Annotated in this window: 14 protein-coding genes; 8 read left to right on the plus strand and 6 right to left on the minus strand. The window is 64.7% G+C overall.

Annotation, left to right across the window (positions count from 1 at the left end):
* Positions 1-56: 56 nt before the first annotated feature.
* The 5 genes from SAZ10_RS32075 to SAZ10_RS32095 form a co-directional block, all read right to left on the minus strand.
* Entirely contained in the window at positions 57-866 is an 810-nt protein-coding gene (locus SAZ10_RS32075) for a formylmethanofuran dehydrogenase subunit C (protein ID WP_318613591.1), read from the minus strand.
* Entirely contained in the window at positions 863-1,780 is a 918-nt protein-coding gene (fhcD, locus tag SAZ10_RS32080; protein ID WP_318613592.1) for a formylmethanofuran--tetrahydromethanopterin N-formyltransferase, read from the minus strand. Before fhcD ends, SAZ10_RS32075 begins: the two co-directional genes overlap by 4 nt.
* The gene (locus tag SAZ10_RS32085; RefSeq protein ID WP_318613593.1) at positions 1,768-3,399 is read right to left on the minus strand and encodes a formylmethanofuran dehydrogenase subunit A; all 1,632 of its coding nucleotides are present in this window, start codon (positions 3,397-3,399) and stop codon (positions 1,768-1,770) included. Before SAZ10_RS32085 ends, fhcD begins: the two co-directional genes overlap by 13 nt.
* On the minus strand, positions 3,393-4,484 hold the full coding sequence (locus SAZ10_RS32090; RefSeq protein ID WP_318613594.1) for a tungsten formylmethanofuran dehydrogenase: 1,092 nt from the start codon (positions 4,482-4,484) through the stop codon (positions 3,393-3,395). Before SAZ10_RS32090 ends, SAZ10_RS32085 begins: the two co-directional genes overlap by 7 nt.
* A gap of 196 nt (positions 4,485-4,680) precedes the next feature.
* Positions 4,681-5,061 carry a 4a-hydroxytetrahydrobiopterin dehydratase gene (locus SAZ10_RS32095; RefSeq protein WP_318613595.1) on the minus strand — a complete coding sequence of 127 codons (381 nt, stop codon included), beginning with the start codon at positions 5,059-5,061 and terminating at the stop codon, positions 4,681-4,683.
* A gap of 157 nt (positions 5,062-5,218) precedes the next feature.
* Between SAZ10_RS32095 and SAZ10_RS32100 the strand changes: the two genes are divergently transcribed.
* The 7 genes from SAZ10_RS32100 (at position 5,219) to fae (ending at position 11,892) form a co-directional block, all read left to right on the plus strand.
* Positions 5,219-6,187 (plus strand): beta-ribofuranosylaminobenzene 5'-phosphate synthase family protein, encoded by a 969-nt coding sequence (locus SAZ10_RS32100; RefSeq protein ID WP_318613596.1) that lies wholly within the window; start codon positions 5,219-5,221, stop codon positions 6,185-6,187.
* A 35-nt stretch (positions 6,188-6,222) separates the two neighbouring features.
* The gene (locus SAZ10_RS32105; RefSeq protein WP_318613597.1) at positions 6,223-7,119 is read left to right on the plus strand and encodes an NAD(P)-dependent methylenetetrahydromethanopterin dehydrogenase; all 897 of its coding nucleotides are present in this window, start codon (positions 6,223-6,225) and stop codon (positions 7,117-7,119) included.
* Entirely contained in the window at positions 7,097-8,221 is a 1,125-nt protein-coding gene (locus SAZ10_RS32110; RefSeq protein WP_318613598.1) for an ATP-grasp domain-containing protein, read from the plus strand. Before SAZ10_RS32105 ends, SAZ10_RS32110 begins: the two co-directional genes overlap by 23 nt.
* 1 nt (position 8,222) lies before the next feature.
* Positions 8,223-9,179: a methenyltetrahydromethanopterin cyclohydrolase gene (gene mch / locus SAZ10_RS32115; RefSeq protein WP_318613600.1), complete on the plus strand. Its 957-nt coding sequence runs from the start codon at positions 8,223-8,225 to the stop codon at positions 9,177-9,179.
* A gap of 245 nt (positions 9,180-9,424) precedes the next feature.
* Positions 9,425-10,375: a RimK family alpha-L-glutamate ligase gene (locus SAZ10_RS32120; RefSeq protein ID WP_318613601.1), complete on the plus strand. Its 951-nt coding sequence runs from the start codon at positions 9,425-9,427 to the stop codon at positions 10,373-10,375.
* A 1-nt stretch (position 10,376) separates the two neighbouring features.
* Entirely contained in the window at positions 10,377-11,231 is an 855-nt protein-coding gene (locus tag SAZ10_RS32125; protein WP_318613602.1) for a triphosphoribosyl-dephospho-CoA synthase, read from the plus strand.
* A 154-nt stretch (positions 11,232-11,385) separates the two neighbouring features.
* Positions 11,386-11,892: a formaldehyde-activating enzyme gene (fae, locus tag SAZ10_RS32130; protein WP_318613603.1), complete on the plus strand. Its 507-nt coding sequence runs from the start codon at positions 11,386-11,388 to the stop codon at positions 11,890-11,892.
* A 311-nt stretch (positions 11,893-12,203) separates the two neighbouring features.
* Here fae and SAZ10_RS32135 read toward each other — a convergent pair whose 3' ends face one another.
* Positions 12,204-12,902 (minus strand): HisA/HisF-related TIM barrel protein, encoded by a 699-nt coding sequence (locus tag SAZ10_RS32135; protein WP_318613604.1) that lies wholly within the window; start codon positions 12,900-12,902, stop codon positions 12,204-12,206.
* A gap of 47 nt (positions 12,903-12,949) precedes the next feature.
* Between SAZ10_RS32135 and SAZ10_RS32140 the strand changes: the two genes are divergently transcribed.
* The gene (locus tag SAZ10_RS32140; protein WP_318613605.1) at positions 12,950-13,987 is read left to right on the plus strand and encodes a hydantoinase/oxoprolinase family protein; all 1,038 of its coding nucleotides are present in this window, start codon (positions 12,950-12,952) and stop codon (positions 13,985-13,987) included.
* Positions 13,988-14,022: the final 35 nt, after the last annotated feature.

A 14,022-nucleotide genomic window follows, 5' to 3' on the forward strand; every position in this document is an offset into this window, starting at 1 on the left:
TTCCGGCTTTCTGATCCGTCCTCCGACTCGTTTGCCGGACACTTCAGTAGGCGCCCTCACCTCGGGAACAGTATTTCGCCCTTCCCCAGCACTGCATTGTCGCCGCCATATCTCAGCGGCGCGTTGCCCAGGAGTGGACGTTTGAGGATGCCTTCGGCAATCAGGTGGCGATCAACAAGCGTGGCGAAGACGTTGTCCGGGGCGCCGGATTCGACGAAGCTCGGCGACAGGTTCCTCGGCGCGCGATCAAGAAGGATCGAGCCACGGCGCATCAGGTAGCCCGGCATTTCGCCCGCGGTGCCGGCCACAACCAGCGTTCCGGCGATCATGCGGCAACCGGCATGGTTGCCGCAGCCCTTCAGCACCGTGATCAGGCCACGCCGCATCCGGTCGCCGGCGAAGTCGCCTGCCTTGCCCCTGACGATCAGCATGCCGCCGGCCATGCCTGCAAGCTCGCCCGCAAGCGGCGCGCCGAGATGGTCGCCGGCGCGGCCCCAGATCTCCAGCCTGCCGCCGCGCATGCCCGACCCGGCATGCGGCCCGGCATTGCCCTCGATCGTCAAGCGGCCGCCGCGCATGCCGCGCCCGGCCTGAGCACCGACATCGCCGATGACCCGGACCGTGCCTTCCGTCATTCCGGCGGCCACGCAATCGAAGCGGTCACTGCCGCCGTCGAAGACCATGTTCTCAACATCCGAGCCGGCGACCCGGAAAATGTCACCCACCGTAGAAGCGCGTTTGGACTGGCCGATCCTGATCTTCTCGATGGCATGCCGATCCAGCACAGCCAGCCGCTGAGGCGCGAGCGGCGCAAGGTCGAGCCGCTCCGGCGGCTTGGCGATCAAAGTGAAGGTCAGCGCTTTCACGGCAGCAGGTCTTTCAGATGATAATGGAACTTGCCGAGCTTGCCGCCGTAATTGCCGGCACTGATGCGCTTCGCGCCCTTCTTGGCTCCCAGCCTGGTCACGGCCTCGATGCCGGCGCTCATAGCGGCAGCGACCGCGTCGCTGGTCTCGCCGTCAATGACAATCTCCAAGACGCCGTTGATGTCGGGCCCGAGCTCGCTCTTCACGACACCGCGCAGGGTCGGGGCGAAGGCCTCGTTGGTCGAAGCCATCATGCCCTTGTACTTGCCGCCGACCTTAGAGCCCGAACGCACGATGCCGCCTGGGAATGGCATTATCGCGCCGGGCACCTGGTTCATGGCTTCTATTGCCGCCTCCGCAGCGGCTAGCGCCTTGGCGCCGCTTTCGCCGAGCAGCAGCAGGTTGCCACCGCCGACAGCCTCCTTGGTCATGCCAGTCGTCGCCTCGCACAGGAACTCGCCGTCCATCACCGGCACCCGCCAGAAATGCTTGCCCCCAAGCTTCTTCGAGATCTGCCAGCCATCGCCGAAATAGCGCAGCGCCGAACCGAGCTTCAGCTGATTGGGCCCGTCGAGCCCGGCATAACAAGCGCTGCCGGGTGACGTCAGAACGCATTGGCCGACGCGGTTCGTGAGCTGCTTCTGCAGCTCGTCGGTGCTCACCGCAAAGATCATCACGCGGCAGCCTGGGCGCCCGTCCGGCGTCGCCGACGGCGGCAGCTCGACATCGATCGCCGCCTCGCAGCCGCAACCGATCACCGACGTCGCAAAGCCTGTCATCGAGGCTGCCGCCTGCAGCGCCCATTTTCGGCTCGGAGCGGTGATCAGAACGGCCGTCGCGCGCATGCCGAAGGCCTCCGCGAAGGTGTCGTCGATCACGACGCCATTCACCTCCAGCTTCTCTAGCTTCGGCATGGCACCTCGCGGAACGGCTCTTCGCGAACAATCGCGGCATCGGGGAAGGTAAACCAGTCGAGGGAGAGGCCGTAGCGGCGCTGGTGATAGTCCTCGAGCCGGCGCACGATCGCGCCGTCCGGCGGTGGATTGAGCCGGAGCGCCCTCCCCCAGCGATAATGGGTGACCTCGCCGTCCCTGACGACCAAATCGCCGTCCTTGAACACCAGCGCGGCCCGCCCGAGCATCTTCGCGATATTCTTGTCCTTGCGGTAGACCGCAACGTCCGCGACGGCGCCGGCGCCGAGGTGGCCACGATCGGCCAGGCCCAGCAGCTTCGCCGGGGCGGCGCGCGTCATTATCGCGATCTCCTCGAAAGTGTATTCCCGGTCGATCGAGGCTAGTGTCGAGAGCGCCATAGCGGACTTCGAAAGCGACGCGGCCATCTCGTTGCGCGCATCGCGACTCATCAGCAGTTCGAAGAGCTTGGGATAGACGGTAAAGGGCGCACCGTTGGGATGGTCCGTCGTGAAGAAGACGCGCCAGGGGTCATTGATCAGCAGGAACAGCTCCAGGCCTATCGCCCACTGGATCGTGCCGTAATAATCCGGGCGGTAGCGGTAAGGCACGATGCCGCCGCCATTGCCGTCTCCGTCGTGGATGACGAACTTCTTCGGATGGGCCGTGCCGCGCGCCGAGAATTGCCTGAGCACGTCGGAGGATACAGTGACAGTCTGGCCGAACATCACCTGGCCGACGTCGATCGTCACTTCCGGCGTGGCATTCACCAGCTCCGCCAGCCGCGCAGCGGATGAAGAGAATTTGCGCCTGCCTTCTGTGCCGTAGCCGTAGAACTGGAGGTGGGCGAGATGAAGCGGCATGCCCTCTGCCGCCGCGATCGTCGCTGCGGCCGTGTCGGCGGCCCCGGCCACGCCGAGATTGTTGCAGTGCACATGCAGCGGATGCGGAATGCCGAGCTTGTCGACCGCCGCCTGCAGTGTCTTGACGATCTTCCTCGAGCTGACGCCATAGGAGGGCACGACATCATCGAGTGAGAAGGTGCGGACATTCTCCTTGAAGGCGGCCGCGCCTCCCGCATTGATCACTTTCACCCCGAGCGCGCGGGTCGAGCCGACGGTCCATGCGACATAGTCCTCGATCATGCGGGCCGAGGGCTCGTCGCGGATCATCGACAGCAGGAAGTCGTCATTGCCGAGGATGGCCAGCGTTCCCTTGTCGATGATCGGAATATCGGCAAGCTCGAGGTGGGTGTGCAGCGCCGCGCCCGGCGGCATAGCCGGCTCGATGACCGTGGTGAAGCCCATGCTGGCGTAGCGGCAGCCGGTCTCGAAAGTCGACCAGCCGGCATTGGAGAGGGGCGTCGCCGCAGGCCGCGCCTCATGGGCTGAATGCTGTTCCGGCAGAAGCAGCCGCGCCGTGTTCACATTGCCGCCGCCGATATGCGAGTGGATGTCGATCGCCCCCGCCATGACAATGCAGCCGGAAGCGTCGAAGGTGCGGTCGGCCTTGCCGTCGGGCGGTGCATCGACGATCTCCTGGTCCCTGATCCAGATATCGCCCTTGCCGGCACGGCCGCTCGCGGGATCGATGATTTCGCCGCCGCCAATCTTCGTCAGCATGGGAAAGGCGCCCCCGCAGTGGCGTGCTCAGCGATCGAGCGGAGGATCGCCGCTGCCGACGGCAGCTCGGAAGACGATTGCGCCGCGATCCAGGCCAGGCTCCCGGTGCGGGCCGAGTAGACGACGGCGTCGTGATCGACACCGGCTTCGCCGACCGGGATTGTGACCGCTGCCCCGGGAATACGGTAGGCCGTCTTGGCGAGCGCAATCAGCTTGGTGCTGTTCTGCTTTGCAGGCGGCTCACCGCCGTTGCTCGAAACCCACAGATGGAAATCCGCTTCACCGGCAGCAATCGCCCGCTGCACGTCGAAACGCCAGGGATCGAATTCCGGAAATCCGCGGGCAAACCCGGTGCGCAGCCCATAGCCGGAGATCCAAGTCGAGGCGAGCGTCGAACCCCAGCCACTCTCGCTCGCCGGTAGATGTAGCCCGGCCGCGCGCGACCTGCGATTGAGGTCGGCGATCAGCCCTTGCAGCATCTCCAGCGCAAGCCCGTCGGTTGCGTGGCCGGAGAACAGAAAGACTGGAAAGCGTGCGTCTGCGAGCGCATTCTGGAATCGGCCGAAATTCGAAACGGGCACTGTGACCTGACGTCCGGCGCATTGCGCTCTCAAGGCCGCCAGCGTGGCGCCCAGCCCCGGCGCGCCGCAGGACAGCCGAACTGACCGCCGCCCGGAGCCCAATGAGGGTGCGCGCGTCCTGCCATCGCCGATCAGGAAGAATTCGCGCGAATTGCTGGGCGACAGATCGGGAACCGTCTCGGCTAGCTCGGCCACGAAATCGCGATGCATATCGGGCAGCTCGCCCACGATTGCCACGACATCGGCCCGCCGCCGCACCTCGCCGGGCGAAACGAACATGCCGCCCCTGTCGGTGAAGAGCGCCGTCTCGCGCGCGAGCGCCTCGCCATCCACATGGTCGTAGGCGGCGCCTACCCGCTCTGCGAGGGCGATCGCGGCGCGTGTGCCATGTATGTCCGTGTCAAAGCTGAAAACCGGGCAGCGGCTCGAAGATAGAAGCGCCGCAGCATGCTCGACCGCGCGCTCGATCAGCGTCTCCCGGTTGCCGATCCAAGCAACCGCCATCCACTACGCTACTTTCTGGTGCCGGCCCGATTTTAGACGAAACAGAAAAGGCCGTGAACCCCTGCAGAAGGGCAATAGGGCAATAGGGCAATAGGGCAATAAGGCAATAGGCGGGAGAGCACCGGTCAGCGCCGAGCTGTTGGCGGATCTCCTATTCCCCTATTGCCCTATTGCCCTATTGCCCTATTGCCTTCGCTCAGTCGTATTTGACGTAGGCGAAGCGCTGATCCGTCGGCGGCGTGCCTTCCAGCGCGCCGCCTTCCTTGGCGGGCTGCCACTGGACGACATCCTCGATCTTCTTGGCCAGCTCGAAATCCTTGTCGGTGACGCCTTTTGCGGCATGGTTCATCAGCCGCACCTCGACCCAGGCGTAAGAGGCGGTGATGTCCGGGTGGTGCCATGCCGCCTCCGCCAGATGGCCCACCGTGTTGATGACCATCAGTGTCCCCTTCCAGCTGTGAGTCTTGTATTTGCGGCGGATCCAGCCCTTTTCATAGAACCATTTCGGCAGCTCCTTCTGGAGCCGGTCCACGATCTCGTCTTCCGAATAGACCTTTTCCTTCGTCGTCTCGCTCATTTCGGCCTCCGCATATCGCTTGGGTTCGGTCAGTGCCCCGGAAACCAAAGTACAGGTTCCACCGCCCTCTCGCGCTTGCCCTCGGGACGAAACAGGCTATCATGGCTGCGGGCACCTGGACTTCCTGATGCATGATGATGCACCCATCGGGGGGCAGATGTCGATTTCTGTTACGATAAGAGTGCCCGCCCGTCTTCATCTTGGCTTCCTCGATCCCAGCGGCAGCGCCGCTCGGCGTTTTGGCAGTGTCGGTCTCCCCCTCAGCCAGCCTGAAACCGTAGTGACGCTGTCGCGCTCGGGCGAAACCATGGTCAGCGGCCCGGATGCTGAACGCGCCGCCGCCCATCTGACGGCGCTATGTAGGCAACTCGACATCCGCGCGCAGCATCGTCTGACAATCGAACAGTCTATCCCGCGTCACGCCGGCCTCGGCTCGGGCACGCAGATCTCGCTGGCGGTCGCCGCGGCGCTGCGCACCTTGCATCGCCTTCCGCTCGACATCGACGGCGACGCAACCCTGCTCGCGCGCGGCAACCGCTCCGGCATCGGCATCGCCAGCTTCGCCGAGGGCGGCGTGATCATCGATGCCGGCAGGAGTGACAGCGGCCGGCCACCAACGGTCATCGCCCGCCTACCATTTCCGGACGATTGGCGGATCATCCTGATCCTCGACCACATGCAAAGCGGGCTGCACGGCGAGGACGAAATCGAAGCCTTCCGCTCGCTCCCGCCCTTCCCCGCAAGCGGCACCGGCGCAATCTGCCATCAGGTGCTCACCGGCGTCATGCCGGGCCTGATCGAGCGCGACCTTGCTGCTTTCGGCGCGGCGATCACGGCGATCCAGTTGCTCGTCGGCGCGCATTTTGCGCCGGCCCAGGGCGGCATGTACACCTCGAAGCGGGTCGAGACCATTGCCCATGAACTTGCGCAGGCAGGGGCAGTCGGCATCGGCCAAAGCTCGTGGGGGCCGACCGGCTTCGCCTTCGCCCAATCGGAGAACGCCGCAGTAGAGATGGTCACGGCCGCCCGAAAAGGCGCTGCGCAAGGGATCGAGGTCAGGGTCGTCCAGGGCAGGAATTCCGGCGCGAAGATCAGCTCGACCGGGCTCGATCTTGTCGGCACCTGAGTCTCGGCCCGGCGTCGCATAGTTTGGAGAGGCAAATGGCCCGCAAGCACATTCTGCACATGCTGACCCCACTGGCTCATATGAGCCCATTCGACGTGAACATGGCACTGGACGCGGGTTTCGACGCCGTCGTGCCCTATGTCGGCGTGAAGGTCGGCGAAGTGACCGGTCTTGTCCAGGATGCGATCTTCTCCCGCCCACCGGATGCCGGCGTGGACACCGGCATCTTTATCGCCGGCAAGGACGCTCCATTGGCCCTCGACATGTTCGATGCAGCGAAAAAGGCGATGGTGCCGCCCTTCCAGGTTTCCGTTTTCGCCGATCCGGCCGGCTCGTTCACTACTGCGGCGGCAATGGTCGCCAAGGTGGAGAAGGCGCTGCAGAAGAAGTTCGAGCGCGGCCTGAAGGATACTGAAATCGCCATTTTCGGCGCAACCGGTGTGGTGGGCTTCTGCACCGCCGTCATTGCCGCAAACGAGGCCGCCAAGGTCACTATAGTCGGGTATGACGGGGTCGAGCGCGTGAAGAAGATCGCAGCGGAGATGAAGTCCCGCTTCAAGGTGGAGGTGGAACCCGTCGATGGCTCGTCCGATGAGCGTAAGAAGGAGCTGGTCGAGACCACGCAGGTGATACTCGCTGCCGCCAAAGCGGGCGTTCAGGTGATTTCAAGGGAGCATTTGTCGGCGGCGGACAAGCTGCTCATTGCTGCTGACGTTAATGCGGTTCCGCCGGCTGGCATCGAGGGTCTCGCCGTCAATGCCAATGCCGACCCGCTCGAAGCGACAAAAGCGGTCGGCATCGGCCCGCTTGCCATCGGCAACGTCAAATACAAGGTCGAATCTGGCCTCTTCAAAAAAATGATCGAAGCGGACAAGACTGTCGCCTTCGACTTCCAGGATGCATTCACCCTTGCTCGCGAGACCGCAAAGTAGTGCCGGCTTCCTGCTGATCGCAGCGATCTCGGGCCGTGCGCTGGCGGCGGCGGCACGACGGGCCGGTTACCGGCCGCTGGTCGCCGACTTCTTCTGCGATACGGATACCGTCGCGATGGCCGAGCGCGCGCTCAAACTTCCCGGAGATCTCAAGAGCGGCATCGACCAGGCGCGCCTGATGGAGACGGTTCGGCAGCTGGCCGGAAACGACCCGCTCGCTGCTGTTGTCCTGGGATCGGGCTTCGAGCGAAAGCCGGAGATCGTCGACGAGCTCGCCCGTCATTTTCCCCTGGTAGGAAACCGCGCGGCAGCTATCCGCCGGGTCAAGAATCCTCAGTCCCTTGCCGAAGATTGCGCCGCACTCGGCATTCCGCACCCGGATTTTCGACGGGAGGCGCCGCCCGACCCGGAAAATTGGGTGGTCAAGGCCTCAGGGGGCGCGGGCGGCACGCATATCAGGCGGGCCAACGGCCACGCGCCGGCCTCAGGTCACTACTTCCAGCGTTTCGTTTCCGGCAGCAGCATCTCGGCGCTCTTCATCGGCGACGGACGCAGTGCGCGCGTCGTCGGCTTCAGCCGGCAGTGGACCTCGCCTGCGCCAGAAGCGCCCTATCGTTATGGCGGCGCCGTGCGGCTGAAACGCATTGGTCGACGGGATGCCGAGCTGATCGGCGGCTGGCTTTCCGGCCTCGCGGAGCGCGCCGGCTTGGTCGGCCTCTGCAGCGCCGACTTCATCCGCAACGCCGATCGCTACCAGCTTGTCGAAATCAATCCGCGGCCCGGCGCCACGCTCGACATTTTCGACAGCACCGAAGCGCCGCTGATCGAAGCGCATCTCAACGCCTCGCGGGGCGAGCCCTACCAGCTGCCGCGCTTTGCCGATTCGATGGCATCCATGATCACCTACGCCTCCGGGCCGGTGATGCGTTTTCCGGCGCTCGCCTGGCCGGATTGGACAGCCGACCATCAGTCTGCCGGCACGCGGCTTGCCGCGGGCGACCCGATCTGCACGATCCTGGCTCGCGGTCGCAACGCCGCCGTGACGCAAAGGATCGTCAAGGCGCGCGCCAGAGACCTGCAGCGCTATTTGGAGGAGAGCTGACATGAGGGACGGTTCGGCGTTCCTGAACGACAATGCTCAGCGCATCGCCGACGGCATGGTCCGCGACGCCGATCGCCTCCGTGTCGCGGTCTCGACCGGCTCGTCCGGCGAGCGCTTCATCGACGCCGGCGCCAAGGTCACCGGCAGCATCGAGGCCGGCTTGCGGATAGCCGAAGCCACAATGGGCGGTCTCGGCAGCATTTCGGCGGTCATCGACCGCACGCTGGAGACATGGCCCTTCACGCTGGAGGTGCGTTCCTCCCAGCCCGTTCTTGCCTGCCTCGCCAGCCAATATGCCGGCTGGAACCTTTCGAACGGCGACTATTTCGCAATGGGCTCCGGTCCGGCACGGGCGCTTGCGCGGGTCGAGCCGTTGTTTTCCACACTTGCCTATCGCGACACGGCTTCCTCGGCCGTGCTCGTTCTCGAGACGCCGAAACCGCCGCCGCCTGCCGTCGTGGAGAAGGTGACCAAGGCGACTGGGCTGCCGGCCGATAAGCTAACCTTCCTCTACGCGCCGACGCAGAGCCTGGCCGGCACCGTGCAGATCGTCTCCCGCGTGCTGGAGGTCGCGATGCACAAGGCGAACGATCTCAAATTCCCGCTGGAGAACATCCTCGACGGGATCGGCGCCGCACCACTCCCGGCTCCGCACCCGGACTTTCTGACCGCCATGGGGCGGACCAATGACGCGATCATCTACGGAAGCGTCGTCCAGCTGTTCGTGAAGGGACCGGCAGCACAGGCCAAGGAGCTGGCTCAAAAGCTGCCGAGCCACACGTCACGGGATCACGGTCAGCCCTTTGCCGAGATTTTCAAGAAATTCAAAGGCGATTTCTACGCCATCGACCCCTTGCTGTTCAGCCCCGCCGAGGTCATCGTGATGGCGCTCGAAACGGGCGAGACGTTCCGCGCGGGACGGCGGGATCTGAAGATGCTCGAGAGGAGCTTGGGGTAGGATATTATTGTAGATCTGGATTTTGCGTTGACGCTCTACGTTGCCCCCCTCTGTCCTGCCGGACATCTCCCCCACAAGGGGGGAGATCGGCTTTCATATTTGACGGCGCTCATCCTGCAATGCTGCCGATTGGCGAAACCAAAACGGCCGTCCAATTTCCTCCCTTGTGGGGGAGATGTCCGGCAGGACAGAAGGGGGCGCGAAGGGGCGCCACGGTCAAACATCGTTCCCCTTCGGGACACCCCATGATCCCCCGCATCCTCATCCTCAACGACAATGCGGGCAGGCGCTATGGCAGCATCGGATACAGGCTGCGCCGGCGTGGCGCGGCGGTGGCAACGGCGCCGCTCTCGGAGATCGCGTTCGACACTGAGGGCCCTCATGGGCTGGCGATACCGGGCTTCGCCGAGCGTTTGCCTGACGCCGTGCTGGTCCGTTCAATCGCAGCGGGATCGTTCGAGGCCATCACACGTCGCCTCGGGGTGCTGCACGCGCTCGGCAGGCTTGGCGTGCCGGTATGGAACTCCGCACAGGCGATCGAGCGCTGCGTCGACAAGTCGATGACGACATTTCTGCTCAAGCAGGCGGGACTGCGGACGCCGCCGACTTTCGCCGTCGAAGGACGCGCCGCGGCAGAGGCGATAGCTGCTCGCGAGCTCGTACGGACGCCGCTCGTGTTGAAGCCGCTCTTCGGCGCGCAAGGCCGCGGCATAAGAATGATCCGTGCGCTGTCGGACCTCCCAATGACGGAGGAGGTGAACGACGTCTATTATCTCCAGCATTACGTGCCGCGCGACGGCCCACCCTTCCGGGACTTCCGGGTCTTCGTCTGTGCGGGCAAGATAGTGGCGATGATGAGCCGCCGCGGAACCGACTGGATCACCAACGTCAATCGCGGCGCCATACCAGAGCTTGTCTCCGCGCATGACGAGACCGAGCTCGCCGAATTGGCGATCGCCGCGGCGGCTGCGGTCGGCGCGGCTTTCGCCGGCGTCGACATCGTGCCCGCGGCCGACGGCAGCCTGTCCGTGCTCGAGGTGAACAGCATGCCGGCCTGGTCCGGCCTGCAATCGGTCGCCGCCGTCAACATTGCCGATGCGATCGCCGCCGCCTTGCTGCAGTTCCTCGCGGAGCGGGCCGACAAGGTGACAGCGGCCGCGCGCCCGTATCGTTTCGTCTCGCCGGCGAATTCGTGACATGACGCTTTCGCGGGAACTGATCCAGCTTGCCTATGAAGATGCCTGCCGGTGCGAAATCGAGGCGCTGAAGCCGGGCAACGTCCATCTGTTCGCCGACGGGCATGGCATGTCGGCCGAGCATTTCCTCGCCAGCGCCAGCGTATCGTCCCTGCCGCTCACTGACCCGGACCTCCCGGTCGGGCAACGTATCCTTCGGGCTGTCCAGGTGACTCGCCAGGCAGTCGGCACCAACACCAATCTCGGCATCATCCTTCTATCGGCACCCCTCGCCTGCGCTGCCGAAATGAAGGGCGAGCTGCGCCACAATCTGGGGTCGGTTCTCGATGACATGACCATGGACGACACGAAGGCCGTCTTCGAGGCAATCGTGCTCGCGTCGCCCGGTGGGCTAGGATCGGCCGAGACACATGACGTGCGGGAGGAGCCGAAGGCGCATCTCCTCGATGCGATGCGCGAGGCAGCCGGGCGCGACAGGATCGCGAGGCAATACGTCACCCACTTCGAAGACGTGTTCGGCACTGGGCTCAAAGCATTCGAGGCGGCGGCCTCCCGCGACGAGCGCGGTATGTGGCCCACGGTCTTTGCCTATATGGCTTTTCTCGCGGGCTTTCCGGACAGCCATGTGGCACGCAAGCATGGCGCCGCCGTCGCCGGCCAGGTACAAGAGGAAGCGGCGTCAGTCCGAACATCGCTGGAATCCATCCGCGAGGAGGCCGCGCGCATCGAACTGCTCATGGAGTTCGATCGGCGCCTGAAGGCCCGCGGCATCAACCCGGGCACCTCGGCCGACCTGACCGTGGCTTGTATTTTAGTCCACAGCCTCGGCGTCAAACTTGCGCAAACGGAACGTTGATGCTTGAATTTCCCTCGCGGAAGCAGTGCATCCGCGACTATCTAGCCAACCGGTCCGGCCAATCCGGACGCTGCCAACAAGGATAGTCGTCCATCGAGCGTCCGCTCGGGAGCGGCCTCCTTGGACTCCCTAAATACGCTCGGAGGAAACTGGCATGGCAAAGATATCGAAAGTCCTGGTCGGTGAATCGCTCGTCGGCGAAGGCAACGAAGTAGCCCATATCGACCTGATTATCGGACCGCGGGGAAGCGCGGTTGAAACAGCCTTCTGCAACGCCCTCACCAACAACAAGGACGGTTTCACCACGCTTTTGGCGGTGATCGCGCCCAATCTCCCCGCCAAGCCCAACACGGTGATGTTCAACAAGGTCACGATCAAGGGTGCCAAGCAGGCGGTGCAGATGTTCGGGCCGGCGCAGCACGCGGTCGCCAAGGCCGTGGCGGATAGCGTCGCCGACGGCATCATTCCGGCCAACGAGGCTGACGACGTATTTATCTGCGTCGGCGTGTTCATCCATTGGGATGCGGCCGACGACGCCAAGATCCAGCAGTACAACTATCAGGCCACGAAGGAAGCCCTTCAGCGGGCGGTCGAAGGCAAGCCCTCCGCAGCCGAGGTTACCGCCGAGAGGGACAAGGTCAAGCACCCCTTCGCCGCATAGACAAGAAACAGCCCCGCACAGGCAGAACCGTCTGCCGAGCCGGACGGTCTGTTGCGCCGGCTGAAATCGCTACTGGGGATTTGAGGCTTCCGATCCGGTTGGCCCTGTCTGCCGGAGGGCGCAACGCCGGTGTCCCCCTCCCTCTTGTGGGGAGGGATTCAGGGTGGGGGGTCCGACGCGCGACAAGCCAGCCCGGAGTAGTGCCGCCTGCTTCAGCCAGCCAACCTTGCAGGGTAATCGCGAGGCACCCCCACCCTGAATCCCTCCCCACAAGGGGGAGGGAGTCACCCGTGCCGCGCCATATGCCATTCCTAACCTCCAAGCAACGCCATTTGACCGGATGTCAGCGTGCCATCGTGAAGCGAGGTCGCGACCAGGGCCGCTGCGATGCCGAGCGACGACAGCTCACGGATATCGGCCTCGCCGCGCACGCCGCCAGCCGCAATGACCAGGCGGCTTCCAGCCTTAGCCCTGATTTGCTTGAGCCGCGCGAAGTCCGGACCTGCGGCCGAGCCGACCTTGGCGAGCGTCATGACGATCACCCTCTGGGGCCAGAGCTCCGGTTGGTCAAGAAGAGACGGGGGACCGCGGAACCCGTCGGCAAAGAAATCGAGCGACAGAATGAGACCGGGATGGTCGCGAAACCGTCTGAGCAGCACCTCGTCACGCTGCGACTCCGAGCCCAGCACCGGGTTAATTCCTGCTTCGGCGAGGGCCGCGGCCAGCATCTCATCTTCGGCGAGGCCCGCATCGACCCACAGATCTGGCGCGTCGCGCATGGTCCTCAGCCTGGCGAGCGCTGCGCTGTTCGGCGCACGGCCTTCGATCGCATCGAGGTCGGCGATGTAGAAGGTCGAAAAGGGATGGAGCCTGCGCAGCCCTTCGGCTACGGCGACCGGGTCGGAACTGGCGGAAAGCGACGTCACGATCGGCCGGTAGCGGTCTCGGTCGCCCCTTTCGGCCCGGACCACCTCGCCGCCTTTCAAGTCGAGGACTGGAATGATACGCAAACGTTCTCTCCGCGAGTTGTCCGCCTGTTCGATGAAGGCTAGAAAACGTGGAAAAAGCAAACGACATCGTCGCCGGCTTCGATATCGGCGGCGCGCATCTGAAGGTCACGCGCGCCGAGCACGGTCGCATCGTCGCAGCGGCGACCTTGGCCACGCCGCTGTGGCTCGGTCTCGACAGGCTGGCCTCGGCTCTGCAGGAGGCGGCGCCGCTCTATAGTGGCGCGAGCCTGCACGCCTTCACCATGACCGGCGAGCTGTCGGACATCTTCCCTTCGCGCGAGGCGGGCGTCGTCGCCCTGCTCCAGCAAATCTCTGAGCATTTCCCCTCCGGCGAGAGGCTGATCTATGCCGGGCAGTCCGGCTTCGTCGGGATCGAGGAAGCAGCGCGGCTCATTATGGAAGTGGCCTCTGCCAACTGGCACGCGACCGCGGCGCTGGTGGCGAAGCTTGCAGGCGACGCCCTGTTCGTCGACATGGGCTCGACCACCACTGACCTGATTGCGGTCCGCCAGGGCAAGGTCGCAAACCAGGGCTTTACCGACGCCGAGCGGTTGCTGACGGGCGAGCTGGTCTATACCGGCTTCACGCGCACCTTCCTGTTCGGCGTCGCGTCTTCGGCGCCGGTACGAGGCAGGCTGACGCCGCTGATGAACGAATATTTCGCCTCGATTGCCGACGTGCACCGCATTCTCGGCGTGCTCGACGAGGCCAACGACAAGCACCCTGCCGCCGACGGCAAGGAGAAGACGGTGGAAGCCTCGACCGCACGACTGGCGCGGATAATCGGCCGCGACGCCGCCGACCTGACCAAACGCGAATGGCTGGACGTCGCGCGCTGGTTCAGCGAGCAGCAGCTGCGCCTGGTCCACGACGCCGCATTTCGCGTCGCGGGCCCTCTCAGCGACGACACGTCGATCGTCGGCGCCGGAACCGGGCGCTGGCAGATCAGGCGGCTCGCCGGGCGCATGGAGCGCCGCTTCCTCGACCTGGCCGACATCATCCCGGCAGATGATGCGGTCCGCAGCCAGGCTAGCAGCGCGGCGCCCGCCGCGGCCGTGGCGCTGCTCGCATCAGAGAGGTGGTAACGCCGGGAAAGCTCACGCTCGCAGCTTCTATTTCC

The organism is Mesorhizobium sp. BAC0120, from assembly GCF_033542235.1.
GTDB lineage: Bacteria > Pseudomonadota > Alphaproteobacteria > Rhizobiales > Rhizobiaceae > JAWRCU01.

Bases quoted from the DNA above. Each gene is read 5' to 3' on its own strand.
- SAZ10_RS32125 (WP_318613602.1), top strand. From the start codon at position 10,377: ATGACGCTTTCGCGGGAACTGATCCAGCTTGCCTATGAAGATGCCTGC.
- mch (WP_318613600.1), top strand. From the start codon at position 8,223: ATGAGGGACGGTTCGGCGTTCCTGAACGACAATGCTCAGCGCATCGCC.
- SAZ10_RS32085 (WP_318613593.1), bottom strand. From the start codon at position 3,399: ATGCTGACGAAGATTGGCGGCGGCGAAATCATCGATCCCGCGAGCGGC.
- fae (WP_318613603.1), top strand. From the start codon at position 11,386: ATGGCAAAGATATCGAAAGTCCTGGTCGGTGAATCGCTCGTCGGCGAA.
- fhcD (WP_318613592.1), bottom strand. From the start codon at position 1,780: ATGCCGAAGCTAGAGAAGCTGGAGGTGAATGGCGTCGTGATCGACGAC.
- SAZ10_RS32105 (WP_318613597.1), top strand. From the start codon at position 6,223: ATGGCCCGCAAGCACATTCTGCACATGCTGACCCCACTGGCTCATATG.
- SAZ10_RS32100 (WP_318613596.1), top strand. From the start codon at position 5,219: ATGTCGATTTCTGTTACGATAAGAGTGCCCGCCCGTCTTCATCTTGGC.
- SAZ10_RS32090 (WP_318613594.1), bottom strand. From the start codon at position 4,484: ATGGCGGTTGCTTGGATCGGCAACCGGGAGACGCTGATCGAGCGCGCG.
- SAZ10_RS32095 (WP_318613595.1), bottom strand. From the start codon at position 5,061: ATGAGCGAGACGACGAAGGAAAAGGTCTATTCGGAAGACGAGATCGTG.
- SAZ10_RS32120 (WP_318613601.1), top strand. From the start codon at position 9,425: ATGATCCCCCGCATCCTCATCCTCAACGACAATGCGGGCAGGCGCTAT.